Genomic DNA, 14041 nt, shown 5'->3' on the forward strand with positions numbered 1-14041 from the left:
GCGAACGCGTTCGATTAAGCTGGCCGTCTTGCCATGACTAGCTGGAGACCGCTGTGCATTTCGCGCGTGCCATCCCGATCATCCGTATCTTTTCCGAGGAAAAAGCCCGGGAGTTCTACGTGGACTTTCTCGGCTTCACTGTCGAATGGGAACACCGGTTCGAAGAGAATTTCCCGCTCTATGCGCAGGTGCGGCGCTCCGACCTGATCCTGCACTTGAGCGAGCATCATGGCGACGCCACGCCGGGTTCGACGATTTTCGTGCCGATGCAGGACATCGACGCGTTTCATGCCGAGCTTCAGCGCAAAGACTACAAATATGGAAAGCCGGGCGTTGAAACGTTGCCGTGGGGAAGGGTGCTGGAGACGGTCGATCCGTTCGGCAACCGGATCCGGTTTTGCGAATCGCCGAAGGAGGAATTGGCGGGCGATCAGTCGCTGAGCGGCGGGTAGGGCATCGTCATGCGGTTGCAGTGCCGCGTAAACGCAACTGGGCGCCGGCATCGATACTGCATGCGCGGCGCCCAGTTTACCGGTTGCCCTCGTGAGGCAGCCGGTTCAACGGCAACTGCTTAGTGGCCGAAGAAAACCGATTGCGGGCCCGAAACCGGCTCTTTGGCGCCCGATTGCGACGACACGTTGTTCACGCCGCCGTAGGCATTCGATTCAGCGTTGGCGCGTTCAGCTGCGACGGTTTGTGCGTTCTGGCCTTGTTGCGAAGCCGGTGCGCCGACCGACGGACGGTAGAACGGTGCCGGGCCGTAGCCGCTAGCAAAGGCGGGAGCAGCGATCGAGGCAGAAACAGCAACCAGCAGGGCGGCGATGAGCTTGGTCTTCATGGTGTGACTCCGATAACGTTTCGACTTCAATTCAGGAAGGCGTCGCAGGGGCCGGTGAGGTGTGTCTGCAACGTCGATGGGAGGCAGTGTATACCCCTACTATTGAAAATTTGTACCGATAATCTGAAATTACTGTTCTTGATTCTGAAATAATCGGCTGAACGTAGACGGGACAAGCGTCAGCGGTGGTCCGACCCCGCGAGTACAGCGTTTTTGGGCGTTAAAGACCCGGTCGCGGTGCGGGTTAATCGCGATTGGTAGCGTGGTGCGAATCGACATTCAGTCTGGATTCGTTGCCTTGGAGAGCACTTCGATGGACCTGTGGATTCAACCGTGCACTGACTGCTTCGAGCTTTATGGCTTGCCGGCCGCCCATCGCCCGCATGACAACCTGACGCTGAAAAGTCGCGGGGCGGTGAAGGACGAGCGAGCGGAGGAGCACTACACGTGCGTGCGGTGTGGAGCGGCGTTCGCGCGCGTCCTGGCCGGTGAGCCTCGAAAGCAGATATGGATGTTGTTGAACGCGGGGCAGCACTGATGGTTGATCTGTTTTGCGAGGGGCGACCGTTTCGCTTGCCCTCGTGACTCCGCTGTAAAGTTTTCGGCGCGGCTGCCGAAAACGGGAGCATGAAATACTTCTTCGACTACAAGCTCGCCGATATATATGGCTATGGCATGGCTGTATATATCGCCGCTGAAACTTCCGATTTGCAGCGCGCGATCGATTTGACGAACGCACGACGCCTGCGCGCCGGCCGGCGCCTGCTTGAGGACGCGCGAATCGAGGACGTGCTTTCGGCCATGCGCAACACCGGTTTGCTTCAGGCTAAAACGGATGAGGGCGGAACGAACGTCTCGGGCGCGACTCGCTAAAACGCAGCAGCTTTGCTGTCAGAGAATCAAGGCGCAGGTGACGAGTAGGCCGCCCGGGCCGGCGATTTCACGCCTTGCGGTAAAATCGGTGTTTTGAATCAAGCCGTCTGGCCGCCCCATGTCTTCACGTCACACTCCCAGTCCGCGCGGCGTATCGGTCGCACCGATGATGGACTGGACGGACTGAGAATGGCGTGACCCTGTGCCGGTGGCGCATTGAGGCGTGAGCGAAAGTCTTTTGTGGCACTGATGTAGCATTTTCGACCTACTCAGTTGCTATCGCGGAACGCCGAATGGCCATGTGTGCGACTCCGCACGGACGAAGGGAGCGGCGTTAGCGAGCATCCGACTACCAGCTGCTCGTGGAAAGCAGGCCCACGCATTGCTGCGCCAAATGTTAGAGGTCGGCGTGCATATCGAGGACAAGTGGACTAAAGTGTGCGCATCCACACTATTCTGTGCCGACATCGTAGTAATTTTTTCGGTCGCGGACGAGGGCAAATCATGACATCGAAGACATTGACCTTCCCAGGGACGGCTGCAGATGTGGCGCGTGACAATCGCCCGGAACCTCAGCGGAATGCTGTGAGCGCGGTCAGTTGGAATAGCGCGCCCGAAATAATCAAGCGGGGTTTGCCTCCACCACCGGAGCGTGCGGAGTTTGATTCCGACGAGGAGTTCGAAGAAGCGCGTAGCGGATGGGGGCACCGATTCGGACGCGTGCTGGCCATTCGCCATGCCGCGCTTCGGAGGAAATAGAATGAAGAACGGTGGCGATGGATTTCCACAACCCCTTCGGGGCCTTCCTCGCTACATCGAAATCAAAGGGCAAGGCACGGTGTTGTTTGGGCCTTTGCCGGCGGCTCGGCAGCTAGCGGATGCCTATATGCGCAGTGAAATGCGCAGCCACAATTCCCCCCGCGTTTACCGCAAAGTGGACAGGAGCAGGGCCGAGCTCATAGCGGATGAGTATGATCGACTCGTCCATGATGCTAGTGAACCAGCTACAGCGCATTCGTATGCGGCGCTGATCGCAGAGACGATGCGTCAATACGAGTTCATTAGGACAACCGGTCTGCATATCGAGATGTTGCCGCTCGATTTCTCGATAGATCCCTATCGTCTTACTCCGCGGTTGGCGATACTTGACGTTGTTCGAAACAACCATCTGTGGGTATCACCGACACTGGCGGCGTTCGGATCAGACGGCGTCGATTCCTACTATGACGTAGAGTCAAATCCGCTGCTGACTGAGACGAATGAGTACATCGGCGGGATTCGACTTGTGGTCAATGACGTATTTCGGATCGTTCACGACTACTTCGGACACATCAAGGAGGGAGTCGGTTTTCGCGCGGACGGAGAAGAAAACGCATGGAGGATCCATTCTGCGATGTATTCCGAAGATGCTCTTGGGGCGCTGACTACAGAGTTGCGTGGTCAGAATAGCTGGTTGAATTTCGGTCCTTCCGGCGAGTTTAACCGTACGGCCGATCAGTTCGATACAGAGTATGCTGACCAGAAGATTGGGTTGCTTCCCCGGTGGGTATGGGACGAAGGCCGATTGGATCCGAACCTATCCGAAGTATTCATAGAGTGGATGCAACATCGGTTTGGCGCTAAGCGGTGAAGACAACCGGTCTTTCTGAATTCATCGGCAGAGCTGTCACACTCTTTAAGTGCGGCGGCCCGCCGGTCATCGATGTACTTGGCCAGATCCTCAACGTGCACACCCTTCGCGCCTTTCTGCGAAGTCTCCATACGAACCAGCGGCAGCGCGATCTCGCCGGCCGAGATTTTTCGGACCAGCGTCGGTACAGTGAGCGGCGAGAAATAGTCCCGGCAGACGACGTCGATCGGCACGACCGCCTAGGCGTCATATTGAGCCATCAACAGGAAAACGGTTTTCATTTGATACCCCATGCGGCTCTAGTCGTTTCGACGATTCGTTGTACCCCTGCTTCCGCTTAATCAACCACTGACGGTTTGCGATCAGTTCTGCTTCGACCTATCTGGATGACCTATGCTTATTGAGTAGGTCGGTTGTGTCCGAAAGGGAGGGCGAAATGGAACGGTGCCTTGCTTGCGAGACGTTGATCGGAAGAGCTTCAACAGTCCCCCCACACGAAAAACTCCTGTGCTCTGGGTCGGGTGTTTTTGGTACGCCAAAATCGCCGATAACACGCTACGTCCTTTACCGATGCGCCTCTTGCGGTTGCTGGTTGAAGCAAAACACATCCCATGGATTACCGGCCGGCCTTTGGTGGGAATGCGAGTCGAGCGTTCCTGTCCCGCAGATTCCTGAGCGCAAGCCTCCCGACCATGCCTGGAGGAAGGCGGTACTTGCCTCTGTGCTGGGGCGACCCCGATAGCCCCGCAGAGCGAGCGTTTGTTGCCGTTCATGCCTTATCTCCATTCTCTGCGGATGTCGCGATAGCTGCGGGGCTCCATTCGATCAGCGGCTGGTCAGCGCGGACGTATAGCGGGTGGCGCGGCGATCCGTCTTTCGTTGTGCCGAGGCACCAAAGGCGCGCGCCGGCGTCGCGCATGATGCTGGCGACGCGCGCGGCCCGTTCGGGCCTGGCATTCGAGCCCCATGCACAAACGACGTCGCCGCACTCGCAGGCGAAGTTCCACAGGTAGTCGTCGTTGTCGGGGCCGACCGGATCCGGATGCGGCCAAAGAGCAGCGGGTCCGTCGAGCGCAGCGCGTACAGGTTGGCGACTGCCAGGCCATTGCAATCCCAGGGTTTCGCGAAGCCGCGGCATCGGCGAATGGTCGGGTCGTCGAGCTGTCGAAGCAAACGGGAAGGTTTTCGATTTAACGAAAGGTCTTAAAATCGGCGGCGAATATATATTTCCCGGCGAACTGATTAACTGCGGCTGCGTCGGGGCTCCAATTATCCCGGGCGTGAACGATGAAGACGAATAAATCCGAAATTTTGCTGGCGTTCGATAAACCGAACCTTCGCCGGACCGACACCGACGGTCGGCTGTTTCTGGAAACCAGCCGCATATCAAGAGCCGGGGTTAATCCATACTGGGGTCGGGAAATCCCGAAATACGATGAACTCGGCCTCGATCCGGACAAGGTCTATCAGGTCTCCCACTTGTCAAGCCACGCCTGGGCGGCGGGTTTGCGGTCGAACGTCTTTGCCTCGCTATGCACCACGCGCCCATCCTGCTTCAGGCGAATCTGCGCGGTGTAGCCTATACTTTTGTCCTTTCGCGCGCGTTCCGTAATTGTTCCCATCGTTCCCCGGTGCTACGCGCAGTTTTTCGGTGCAACATCGTAGCAAATAACCAGCAAAGACGACGAAAAACGGACTTAAACCGAACGCTAAAGAATCATCCGTAAGGTCATGAAAGTGCAGCAAAATCCAATCAAATCAACACCCCGACGAGTGTCCGTGGCACCCATGATGGACTGGACCGATCGTCATTGCCGTTCCCTGCATCGCGTGATCTCTCGCCATACGTGGCTTTACACGGAAATGGTGACGACCGGCGCGCTGCTGCATGGCGACGTGCCGCGCCATCTCGCGTTCACGCCCGAAGAAGCGCCGGTCGCTCTGCAACTCGGCGGCAGCGAACCTGACGACCTCGCGCGCTCGGCGAAGCTCGGCGAGCAATGGGGCTACGACGAAATCAATCTGAACTGCGGCTGCCCGTCCGAGCGCGTGCAACGCGGCGCGTTCGGCGCATGCCTGATGAACGAGCCGCAGCTCGTCGCCGACTGCGTGAAGGCCATGCGCGATGCGGTGTCCGTGCCGGTCACCGTGAAGCACCGCATCGGCGTGGATGCCGTGGAAGAGTACGGTTTCGTGCGCGATTTCGTCGGCACGATTGCGGACGCCGGCTGCAACGTGTTCGTTGTGCACGCGCGCAACGCGATTCTCAAGGGCTTGAGTCCGAAGGAGAATCGCGAGATTCCGCCGCTCAAATACGAGTACGCGTATCAGTTGAAGCGCGACTTCCCGCAGCTGGAGATCATCATCAACGGCGGCATCAAGACGCTCGATGAAGTCGAGACGCATCTTCAACACGTCGACGGTGTGATGCTCGGGCGCGAGGCTTATCACAACCCGTATCTGCTGGCCGATGTCGATGCACGCTTCTATGGGTCGACGCAAACGCCGCTGACTCGCGAGCAGGTCGAAGCGAAGTTGATCGAGTATTGCGCCGCTGAAATGGCGCGCGGCACATATCTCGGCGCCATCACGCGCCATGCGCTCGGCCTCTACCGCGGTGAAGCGGGCGCACGTGGATGGCGTCGTGTGTTGTCCGATAGCAAGCGGCTCGCCGCGCGCGATCTGACGATCTTCGATGAGGCAAGACAGCATCTGCGCGAGCCCATCGAAATTTTTGAATAAAGGACTAGGCAAACGGGATTCTTGTTCGTATAATCTCGTTTCTTCATCGACGAGCCAAGTTTTACGGCGAGTCAAGCAGATGTCAGTGGTGGCTGTAGCTCAGTTGGTAGAGTCCAGGATTGTGATTCCTGTTGTCGTGGGTTCGAGCCCCATCAGCCACCCCAAAGAATTCTGTAGTATCAAGCAGTTAAGCATTAAGAGCCGTTCCGGATTATGAAAATCGGAACGGCTTTTTTGTTTTCGGAACGGGCCGGTGGTGTGAATCGGCGTTTGCCACCGGGCACGTTCGATGCTGTGACTTTTTAGGACACCGCCGACGGCCTCTCTTCATGCCCTCACAGGCTAGTCTGTCATTGGGCTCGCGGATGGTGTCGGGTGCTATAGTCGGTCCACGATCAGTCGAACCAAAGTAAAAAACGAATATGCCAAAGCAACTTTTTTTCGTGACAGCGCTTACGAATGCTCCGGCTGTCCAAGGGAAGATTGCGACTGTCGTTCCTGAGGCACAGCGGTACGAGTTGGCCCCGGATAAATGGGTTGTTTACGCCGAGGGCCCTGCCGGCGATCTGGCTGAGCAATTGGGGATTCGAAACGACCCGCATGTAGGTACGGGATTGGTCCTGACGCTTGGCTCCTACGGCGGCAGAGCTCCAAGTTCGCTATGGGAATGGATCAAGGCGCAGACCGAATAAACATGCCAAGGAAAACATCGGGTGCTTCATCGTGGAGCGGGACTGACGACGCCGCGCCGGCAGTTGGCTCTGTCTCGACTCCTGATTCGGGAATGGGTGGATCTCAAGCCGACTTCGCTCAATTTGTGTGGGTGAAGCTTGATGCTATGGAGAAGCGGATGGGCGAGCTGTCAGAGAAATATGGCCGCTTTGATGCCCGCATCGATACCATGCAGAAGTCCGTGGACAAGCTCGACACGAAGTCGGGGGAGATCGATACCAAGCTGTCGAAACTCGAGAAGGTCGTGATTCGCGCGGGCGGCGCTGTGGCCGCAGTGATCGTGATAGTCAGTGCCCTGGCGTGGCTCTACGATCAGTTCAAGGCCCATATCACAATTCACTAGACGACTGTCAGACGGGCTCGCTTACTCCGTCGCCTTGGCGACCTTTACCTTGCGTCTGTCATAGTGCCGATGCGTCGTTCCGGGGTTCGCGTGGGCGGCAAAATCGTATGCGTCATCATCGCGGTTTTCGAGCTTCATCGTTATCGCAGCGGGCCGAATATCGAGCATCGAAAAATAGGCCGGATGGTTCGTGAGTTGCAGCTCGACGCTGTTGCTGATCGGGTTGTCGCGGCGCTTCGCGATTCGCTGCGCGGCCTCGCGCTTCTTCTTCTCTTCAAACTCTTTCGCGATCGCCGGCTCGAATGCGCCGATATATGCGTACATGGCGTCCTGCCACACCGAGCCCCAACCACTCTTCGAATACGGCTGGCCGCGGCGATTCGGAAACAGGAACAGGCTCTGCACCTTGCGATCCCGTTTCGCGCGCTCGACGACCACACGCAAGCGCGTCGACCAGTAGCGCAGCTTCTGCACTTCGGCCTCGCCTTTCTTCCGCTTGGCGTTCGTAACGCGGACACCGGCATCGGTCAGGCCGGACATGTGGAACGGTCGAATCTCGGCAGCGCGAAAGCCGGTCAGATAGCAAAACATCGCGGCGAGCCCCATCGTCCGGTATGCTTGGTCCTGCCGAAGCGCCCACAGATAAAACCGGACGACTTGCGAACGCTCGACGACGCGCACGTCTTTCTCCGCCTGGTTCTGCATCATGCCGACGAACGGGTTCTGCTTGATGACGCCCCAGCGTACGGCGTAATTGCAGATGGTCTGCATTAGCGCCATGTCTTTGTTTGCGCCGATCGGCGCGCCAGCTTTCGCGCGCTGATCGAGAAACTGGTAGCCGTGAAAGGTTTCCAGCTTCATCGGCGCCATGCGCCCAAAGAATTTGGTCAGGCGGTCGTATGCGCCGTTGCGCACAGCCAAGCCGTCTTTCGATTGGTCTCGGAAGTGGTCCGGCGCGACGTCCGTCTTGAACCGGTCAATCATGTCTGCCACGGAGCCGGCGATGACTTGTCCGGCTTGGATGTCGAGCGCCTTGCGCTTCGCGCTGCGCTCAGCCGTAGCGATCGCGGTTCGGTCGCCTCGAGGCGCGGCCGTCAGCGTTTCGCTGCGTCCGTCCGGGTATTTGTACCAAAACGAGATCTTGCGGGCGCCGTATCGCTTGTAAAGCCGATCGATACCAGTCGACTCGTTTGTGGCGACGTGATTCTCACGCGAAGGCTTGGAGGTTCGGGCCGGCATCGTATTTCGCTGATTTCGTTTCAGTGGTGAGGCCTAGCTTGCGGTCGCGGTACTCGCGTGCCACCTTGGGCAGGCCATTCTTGTCGACGACGAATCGCCAGTGGTTATCGGAGAGCCAGTGCGCCATCGCGGCGCGCTGGTTTGGCTTGCAGCCGACGAGGTCGGCCAGCTCGTGCGCGGATAGGTAGTCGCTCAATTCACACCCCAGTGTTTGCGCTTGGTTTCCAGAAGTCGTTGTGCTGCCGCGGTCATGCTAGGATTCGTCAGCCAAAAAAAGGAGATCAGCTATGAAGTTGTCACCCAAGCTAGGCGAGAGCTTCCGCGAAGAAGTTGCCCGCGTTGGTGGAGTCGGTATCGTGAAAGTCGTTCTTGAACTTGCGGGCGGCGCAAATGCGGCGAAGTATTTGCCTCATGTCGAGGTAATCGACGACCGCAATCGCGATACTCCTTTGTCTGTTCATCGGCTCCGCGGTCACCAGCGCTTCTATACCGAGGCTGATGCCGTGATTGCTCTTGAGGGACTCGTTCACGCACAACTGAACGCGCTTCACACGTCGCAACGCTGATGCAACTGACTCGCTTGTCGCCCCTATCCATTACAAAAGCTCCAATTGTTCAAACGGCATTCCCGGCCAATAGAACCAGCCCTTGATCGCGTTTTCGTACCAGGGGATGACGCGCAGGTTGTGCGGCGCATGCAGCCCGCAGACGATCTTTCCGTCGAGTGGCACAATGTGATCGACGACGTGCAGCACGCCGGTTTCCCGCGTCAGCCGCTTGGCTTCGCGGTAGAACGGCCGGATGTCGGACAGCCTCACCCACGGCGGCATTGCGCGCCGCTCGCGACGGCGCCGGCGGCGCCCGGCGTTCTTGCCGGACGTGATGAGCGGCGCGCGACGCTTCACCGGCACGAATAGCGGGCCGGGACATTCGCCGCCGACGAGGTCGAGAAACATGATCAGCCGTACTGCGTGCTGAACATCACAGGCAGGTTGAAGCGCCCGCCATCCGTCCAGGCGTAGAGGTCGTACAGGTTGCCGGTCAAGGTTTCGAGGCGTCGCTCGTTTTCGTCGCAGTTGCGCATGGTCATGCGCGTCTCGATCGGGTCGAGTTCGCCCCATTCCATCGGCTCGCCGTCGTCTGCAAGCGCAAGACCGTCTACCACTGATTCGATACCGGAGCCGCATTGGCCCTGATCGGCCAGCAGTTGTTCCCACGATGCGGCCACGAAGATTTCGGACTCTTCGCCGATCCAAAAAAAGCGCGGATTACTCATGCTCATCTCACAATTGAAGGGTTAGCGGGTCAGGCGTCAAAACGGGACATCGGGATCGAGAGCGGCGTCGTGCTCCGGGGCGCCCCGCTCGTGGCACTTCGGGCGTGGCACGGCCTTTACTCGGATTCGGATCAGGTCTTTGCCAGACAGGTCGTAGACGTCGGAGAGATCGAGAAAGGCTTTGTACCGAGCCTTGCTGCGTGTGCTGGCAGTGACGGTGAAGCAGGCCGGATGATCCCAACCATCGCGCCATGGCGGCAGGCATTTCCACTCGCGCAGTGCGGGGACATCGACGATGTCCCCATACACCACCTTGTCGACTGGGTGGTAACGGCGCTCTTCCTCGCGCTTGTCGCCATCGATGACGACACAGAGATAGTGGCCGTCGGCGCCGACGATGACGCCCCGCTCGCCATAGCAGATCACCTGACGACCACGCTCGGCGGGCACCTCGTAGTACTTGCGGATGTAATCGAAGCTCATGACGTCACCGCCGAGTTATCCACAGGCAACGGCCGAACGTGTCCGGTTTTCAGGTTGACGAACGCGCCGCACCAGCTGAGCCGGCCGTGGCGGAAGAACTCCCACAGGATTCCCAGCGCCGGCGTCACGATCGCCTGATTGATGAAAAGCTCCTGACGCTCGAGCGCTTCGGCGAGGCCGCAACTGGGCGTGTCGTCTTCGGGCACCGTTGTGTCGATCAACTCAGGCAGCACGTCATACGGCCAGCGCAGCGGCGTGCTGCCTTCGCGCTCTGCGGTCGGCTTCGATCCGAAAATGACCTGCCCGTCGCTGGCCCGGTTGCCGAGATCCATCACATACGCCCGCAACCCACCGATCGTCGTCGCAAGCTTTGCTCGAGCAGCTGCGCTGTCGACGCACATGATCGCGATGCCCGCGCCCAGATGCACGAGTTCGCTGGCGCTCGCATGGATCGGACGGGCATGCCAGTCGAGCCCGAAGAATGCGTTGAGCCGGTGAACCAGCACGACGCTCTTGTGCATGCCTACGTCGGCGGGGCTGAACATCTGGCGCCCGATGTTCGCCTCGCTGACCGTGTCGCCGTCGAACGCCGTGACGTGCAGGCCCGGATGCCCGAGCGCGGTCAGTGCGTGGTTGAGTCGCGCGAGGCCGGTCAGCATCTGCGAGCCATTGCCGCCGCAGCCGACCAGCGCGATATTCACGCGCCGATCGAGGAAGTGTGCGGGCGTGATGTGGGTCATGCTGGCTCCGGAACCTTGAACACGGCGGATGCCGGCACTTTCAACGGAATGATCATGCCGAGCACGCAGAGACGGAACGCGACGCTCGGCGTTCCACCATCACCGAGGCCGCCGAGCACCGCCGAGATCTTCACTTCGCCAGCGTCGTCGGCGTCGTCCTGCGTGCTGAAGAATGCCGGCGTGCCGCCGTGGCTGTGCAGGTCGATCGCGAGCGATTCGTGTGGCTGCAGTTCCGGCCGTTCGAACGTAATCGCGCCGGGCGTGGCGGACGAGACGTGCAGCGCCTTGTAGGCCAATTCCTTTTTGTCTTGGTCCCACACGATCCATGCGGCGTGCTCGTTCGGCAGTGCGCTTTGCGCTTCTTCAGCGAACGCCTGCACGAACGGCAGGGCGACGCCGAGTCGGCCGAACGCGAGCTCGATCTTCGGCATGACCAGGCCATATGGCGGCTTCGGGCCCACGTCGCTGTGCTTGGCCAGCTGCTGGATTACATGGAGCCACGGCCGGCGCACCTCGACAAAGACACCTTCCGCCGTCATCAGAAAGCGGTGGCCGACCTCGAGCAGCGGGGCGAACTGTGCGTGCTTCGGTACCGCAACCGTCGGCGCACTATCGAACAGCGCGACGTCGAGCGGGAGAGCTTCGTCATCTTCGGCCGCAGCGATCGCGCGCGGCTTGGCGCGGGCAATCTCGTCGGCAACACCTTTCGAAAACTGGTCGAGTGCGGTTGCGATGTCGCGCAGGCCTGCCTGCGTAGCGTCTTGAAACAGGGCGAGTAGTTTTTCCATGGCGTCAGTCCAGAGTGGTGATGTTGCTGATCACGTCGGCGAGCGTTCGCTTCGTGTCGATCAGGCGATCAAGGGGAAATTCGGCGCCGTCGAGCAGGTCGAGCCACAGACGTTCAGCGCCGCCGCGCCTGTGGATAAGTCGTTCGTTGTTGGAATGGGTGAAGCGGCTGCGGAAAAAAGCATCTTCGAAAGGCTTGATGCTGTCCGTACCGATGCTGTCCGGCGTTTTGACGTTGCCTTCGCAGATCTCGCCGTTTTCCCAGACGTTGTAATAGGGCGCGGTGTAGAGCTTCGTCGTTGGGGCCGGCCGTTCGTTTTCGCGCAGCGCGAAAACCGACCAGCTGTCGCGGTTGACGATGAACACCAGCGGCGGATGGTTGGTGTCGCCGGCACGCTCACCAATCTTGTCGGTCGACTTGAACCAAACGCGGCGCGTGCAGGCGGGAACCCACCATGCGAGCATGTTCGGGGCGAAATAGACGACTCGTTCATGCACGAAACCGCGATAGCTCGTTTTGCGGGCGGCGATCTCAGCGATCTCGGCCAACTGGTCAAGCGTGATAGGCACGCCGGGCAGCAATGTCGGGCGGCCGTCGACGACCCGCGCAGAGTGCTGCGTTGCGTAGACGTGTTGCGTGCCTTCCGAGCGATAGAAAAGCAGCGCGCTGTCGAGCTGCAGTTCAACGTCGTTGTCCTGGGCGATCATGACGGTTTTCATGCGAACACCCGCACCAGTGTTTTTACCTGGTATTCTTCGCGGCCCAGCAGGGTGAGAAGGTGTTCGACCGCTTTTGCCAGAAGCGCGGTTGCTTCCATCTGCTTAAGCCATGTCGCAATGTCGCCGCCGACGATGGCAAGCGGCGTTGCGGACGCCGCGCCGAGGAACTCGCCGTCGGCTATGTATTGCAGGAAATCATCAACTACCCGACCGACAACATCGTCTTCCGTCCACCGCACGACGAGAGCAAGGTCGATAGCATCGAGCCCAGCGCCGCCGGTCCCGACTTCCGCAAACGGTCCGTAGAAGCGCGCAATGTTCCAGATGGTGTCCATCGCCGCGACGACTTCGGCAGCGAATTCATCGCGACCAGCGGCACGCTTAACCTGGGTGCGCGAAAGAACGCGCTTCGGCGACGCGGCCCACTCCGGCATGTCGCGGAAAAACTTGTCTCGCGTGAAGAAATCGAACGTCTCAATCAGTTCTTCGCGGGACGCGCAGTCGTGCAGTTGAATCGCTTCCTCGATCGCGAAAGACTCGTCGGACTCGCCATACCAGTACGTGTATTCGGCGAGGCCAAGGACGTAAGCGGGTGTGCAGATGGTCGGCAGCATGTCGCATGCGTCATAGAGCGCCGCGAGTAATGTCTGGCCCAGTCCCTCGCGCACCTGTTCCAGCGCGGTGATCGCACCGCCAACACTGACCTGTTTGCATGAGACGGGACCGTGCGTGGTCCGCACCATCGCCCACAGCTGGTCCGTTCGCTTCAGCGAGTCGAACGAATACCCGTCGAGCGCCTGATCGATGCGCAGATTCCAGTCGAACAGATGCATGCCGTCGGTAATGCGATTCCAGCGCCGGGTGAGCGCGGCCGTCGCGAGTGCGAGTTCCGATCGCGGGCGCCGCACGACATCTTCGGCCTCGATCACACCGGACTCGAGCAGCGACCGGACGAGCGGGTAGGTGAAAGACTCACCCGAGCTGATCGTGTACACGCCCGGAATGTCGGCGAGCGAAGGGATGGCAATGGGCGCGAAACTCATGGCAGCACCGGCATGCTGGAAACGGGCAGTTGCAGGCGCACGCCGGCGGCACGCCGCGACGCGAGCGAATGAAGGCGGCGTGCGAGCTGGCCATCGGCGGCCTGCGCATCGATCCGGTGCTGTCCGGACGGAACGAGCGGCCCGCGTTCCAGCTCGGCGCGGAGATCGTCGAGCGTCACGATGCTGTCTCCATTGCGCGGGCCTGCACGACGTAGCGCGCGTAGAGCGCGTCGATGAAGCTGATTTCCTCGTCGAGAAGCGGGCAAACATGCGCACCTGCGAATCGTTCGACCTCGACGAGATAGGCGACGATCGACGGCGGCAGGCGGCGGCAGTTTTGCAGAACGCGGCCGATCTTCTGGCGCACGCTGACTAGTTCATCGGTCGCGCCCTTGGTGCCGACGGCGCGGCGGAACGTGAAAACGTTCTTGTTGCCGACGACTTCCGGTCCTTCGATCTCGGCATTGACGATCTCCGGATAGGTGTTTCCGTAGAAGTCGCGAACCTGCTGAAGCGAAAATGTCGGCGACGGATCCGTGAGCTTGGCGCCGTTGTAGCGGAATTCGCGAGCGAGCGTTTCGGTTTTCATCGCGCGC

General features: G+C 59.7%; 20 protein-coding genes, 1 tRNA gene and 2 pseudogenes. 9 read left to right on the top strand and 14 right to left on the bottom strand.

The annotated features are described in order from the left end of the window. Positions 1-53 precede the first annotated feature (53 nt). Positions 54-452 (top strand): glyoxalase superfamily protein, encoded by a 399-nt coding sequence (locus tag PQR42_RS22145; RefSeq protein WP_408387511.1) that lies wholly within the window; start codon positions 54-56, stop codon positions 450-452. A gap of 119 nt (positions 453-571) precedes the next feature. On the opposite strand, the gene PQR42_RS22150 is transcribed toward PQR42_RS22145, so the two are convergent. After that, the gene (locus PQR42_RS22150; protein WP_091794641.1) at positions 572-838 is read right to left on the bottom strand and encodes a hypothetical protein; all 267 of its coding nucleotides are present in this window, start codon (positions 836-838) and stop codon (positions 572-574) included. A 313-nt stretch (positions 839-1151) separates the two neighbouring features. Here PQR42_RS22150 and PQR42_RS22155 point away from each other — a divergent pair, with 313 nt between their 5' ends. The 3 genes from PQR42_RS22155 (at position 1152) to PQR42_RS22165 (ending at position 3341) form a co-directional block, all read left to right on the top strand. Continuing rightward, a complete protein-coding gene (locus PQR42_RS22155) occupies positions 1152-1376 on the top strand; it encodes a hypothetical protein (RefSeq protein ID WP_408215162.1) in 225 nt (74 codons plus the stop codon). Positions 1377-1465: 89 nt separating this feature from the next. Further along, positions 1466-1711 carry a hypothetical protein gene (locus PQR42_RS22160; RefSeq protein WP_408387510.1) on the top strand — a complete coding sequence of 82 codons (246 nt, stop codon included), beginning with the start codon at positions 1466-1468 and terminating at the stop codon, positions 1709-1711. A 760-nt stretch (positions 1712-2471) separates the two neighbouring features. Then, on the top strand, positions 2472-3341 hold the full coding sequence (locus tag PQR42_RS22165; protein ID WP_408493805.1) for a hypothetical protein: 870 nt from the start codon (positions 2472-2474) through the stop codon (positions 3339-3341). Positions 3342-3376: 35 nt separating this feature from the next. Here PQR42_RS22165 and PQR42_RS22170 read toward each other — a convergent pair. Next, positions 3377-3574: pseudogene (locus tag PQR42_RS22170) on the bottom strand (pyocin activator PrtN family protein); the annotation flags it as partial. A gap of 536 nt (positions 3575-4110) precedes the next feature. Then, positions 4111-4514, bottom strand: a pseudogene (locus PQR42_RS22175) (DUF1643 domain-containing protein). A gap of 114 nt (positions 4515-4628) precedes the next feature. Here PQR42_RS22175 and PQR42_RS22180 point away from each other — a divergent pair. The 4 genes from PQR42_RS22180 (at position 4629) to PQR42_RS22195 (ending at position 7158) form a co-directional block, all read left to right on the top strand. Further along, a complete protein-coding gene (locus PQR42_RS22180; RefSeq protein WP_408387509.1) occupies positions 4629-4919 on the top strand; it encodes a DUF2213 domain-containing protein in 291 nt (96 codons plus the stop codon). A gap of 153 nt (positions 4920-5072) precedes the next feature. Then, on the top strand, positions 5073-6083 hold the full coding sequence (dusA, locus tag PQR42_RS22185) for a tRNA dihydrouridine(20/20a) synthase DusA (RefSeq protein WP_408215168.1): 1011 nt from the start codon (positions 5073-5075) through the stop codon (positions 6081-6083). 88 nt (positions 6084-6171) lie between these two features. Next, positions 6172-6247 (top strand) — tRNA-His (locus PQR42_RS22190). A gap of 686 nt (positions 6248-6933) precedes the next feature. Further along, on the top strand, positions 6934-7158 hold the full coding sequence (locus tag PQR42_RS22195) for a hypothetical protein (RefSeq protein WP_408493728.1): 225 nt from the start codon (positions 6934-6936) through the stop codon (positions 7156-7158). A 21-nt stretch (positions 7159-7179) separates the two neighbouring features. Here the strand turns inward: PQR42_RS22195 and PQR42_RS22200 are convergent, their stop codons facing one another. Further along, positions 7180-8397 (bottom strand): site-specific integrase, encoded by a 1218-nt coding sequence (locus tag PQR42_RS22200; protein ID WP_408493729.1) that lies wholly within the window; start codon positions 8395-8397, stop codon positions 7180-7182. Continuing rightward, positions 8366-8593, bottom strand: a complete 228-nt coding sequence (locus PQR42_RS22205) for a DUF4224 domain-containing protein (protein WP_408493730.1) — start codon at positions 8591-8593, stop codon at positions 8366-8368. The genes PQR42_RS22200 and PQR42_RS22205 overlap by 32 nt, the downstream gene beginning before the upstream one ends. A 91-nt stretch (positions 8594-8684) precedes the next feature. Between PQR42_RS22205 and PQR42_RS22210 the strand changes: the two genes are divergently transcribed. Further along, positions 8685-8963, top strand: coding sequence for a hypothetical protein (locus PQR42_RS22210; RefSeq protein ID WP_408493731.1), 279 nt, complete (start codon positions 8685-8687; stop codon positions 8961-8963). Between the two features lie 30 nt (positions 8964-8993). Here PQR42_RS22210 and PQR42_RS22215 read toward each other — a convergent pair whose 3' ends face one another. The 9 genes from PQR42_RS22215 to PQR42_RS22255 are packed head-to-tail and all read right to left on the bottom strand — an operon-like array spanning position 8994 to position 14034. Continuing rightward, a complete protein-coding gene (locus PQR42_RS22215; RefSeq protein WP_408493732.1) occupies positions 8994-9353 on the bottom strand; it encodes a hypothetical protein in 360 nt (119 codons plus the stop codon). 2 nt (positions 9354-9355) lie between these two features. After that, positions 9356-9673: a hypothetical protein gene (locus PQR42_RS22220; protein WP_408493733.1), complete on the bottom strand. Its 318-nt coding sequence runs from the start codon at positions 9671-9673 to the stop codon at positions 9356-9358. Positions 9674-9709: 36 nt separating this feature from the next. Further along, complete coding sequence (locus PQR42_RS22225; RefSeq protein ID WP_408493734.1) at positions 9710-10156, bottom strand: hypothetical protein; 447 nt, start codon at positions 10154-10156, stop codon at positions 9710-9712. Continuing rightward, the gene (locus PQR42_RS22230) at positions 10153-10896 is read right to left on the bottom strand and encodes a PRTRC system ThiF family protein (RefSeq protein WP_408493735.1); all 744 of its coding nucleotides are present in this window, start codon (positions 10894-10896) and stop codon (positions 10153-10155) included. Before PQR42_RS22230 ends, PQR42_RS22225 begins: the two co-directional genes overlap by 4 nt. Continuing rightward, complete coding sequence (locus tag PQR42_RS22235) at positions 10893-11684, bottom strand: PRTRC system protein A (protein WP_408493736.1); 792 nt, start codon at positions 11682-11684, stop codon at positions 10893-10895. The genes PQR42_RS22230 and PQR42_RS22235 overlap by 4 nt, the downstream gene beginning before the upstream one ends. A 4-nt stretch (positions 11685-11688) precedes the next feature. Next, positions 11689-12402, bottom strand: coding sequence for a PRTRC system protein B (locus PQR42_RS22240; protein WP_408493737.1), 714 nt, complete (start codon positions 12400-12402; stop codon positions 11689-11691). Beyond that, the gene (locus PQR42_RS22245) at positions 12399-13445 is read right to left on the bottom strand and encodes a PRTRC system protein F (RefSeq protein ID WP_408493738.1); all 1047 of its coding nucleotides are present in this window, start codon (positions 13443-13445) and stop codon (positions 12399-12401) included. The genes PQR42_RS22240 and PQR42_RS22245 overlap by 4 nt, the downstream gene beginning before the upstream one ends. After that, a complete protein-coding gene (locus PQR42_RS22250) occupies positions 13442-13624 on the bottom strand; it encodes a hypothetical protein (RefSeq protein ID WP_408493739.1) in 183 nt (60 codons plus the stop codon). The genes PQR42_RS22245 and PQR42_RS22250 overlap by 4 nt, the downstream gene beginning before the upstream one ends. Further along, complete coding sequence (locus tag PQR42_RS22255; RefSeq protein WP_408493740.1) at positions 13621-14034, bottom strand: PRTRC system protein C; 414 nt, start codon at positions 14032-14034, stop codon at positions 13621-13623. Before PQR42_RS22255 ends, PQR42_RS22250 begins: the two co-directional genes overlap by 4 nt. Positions 14035-14041 lie beyond the last annotated feature (7 nt).

Source organism: Paraburkholderia sediminicola, from assembly GCF_046027355.1.
GTDB lineage: Bacteria > Pseudomonadota > Gammaproteobacteria > Burkholderiales > Burkholderiaceae > Paraburkholderia > Paraburkholderia sediminicola_B.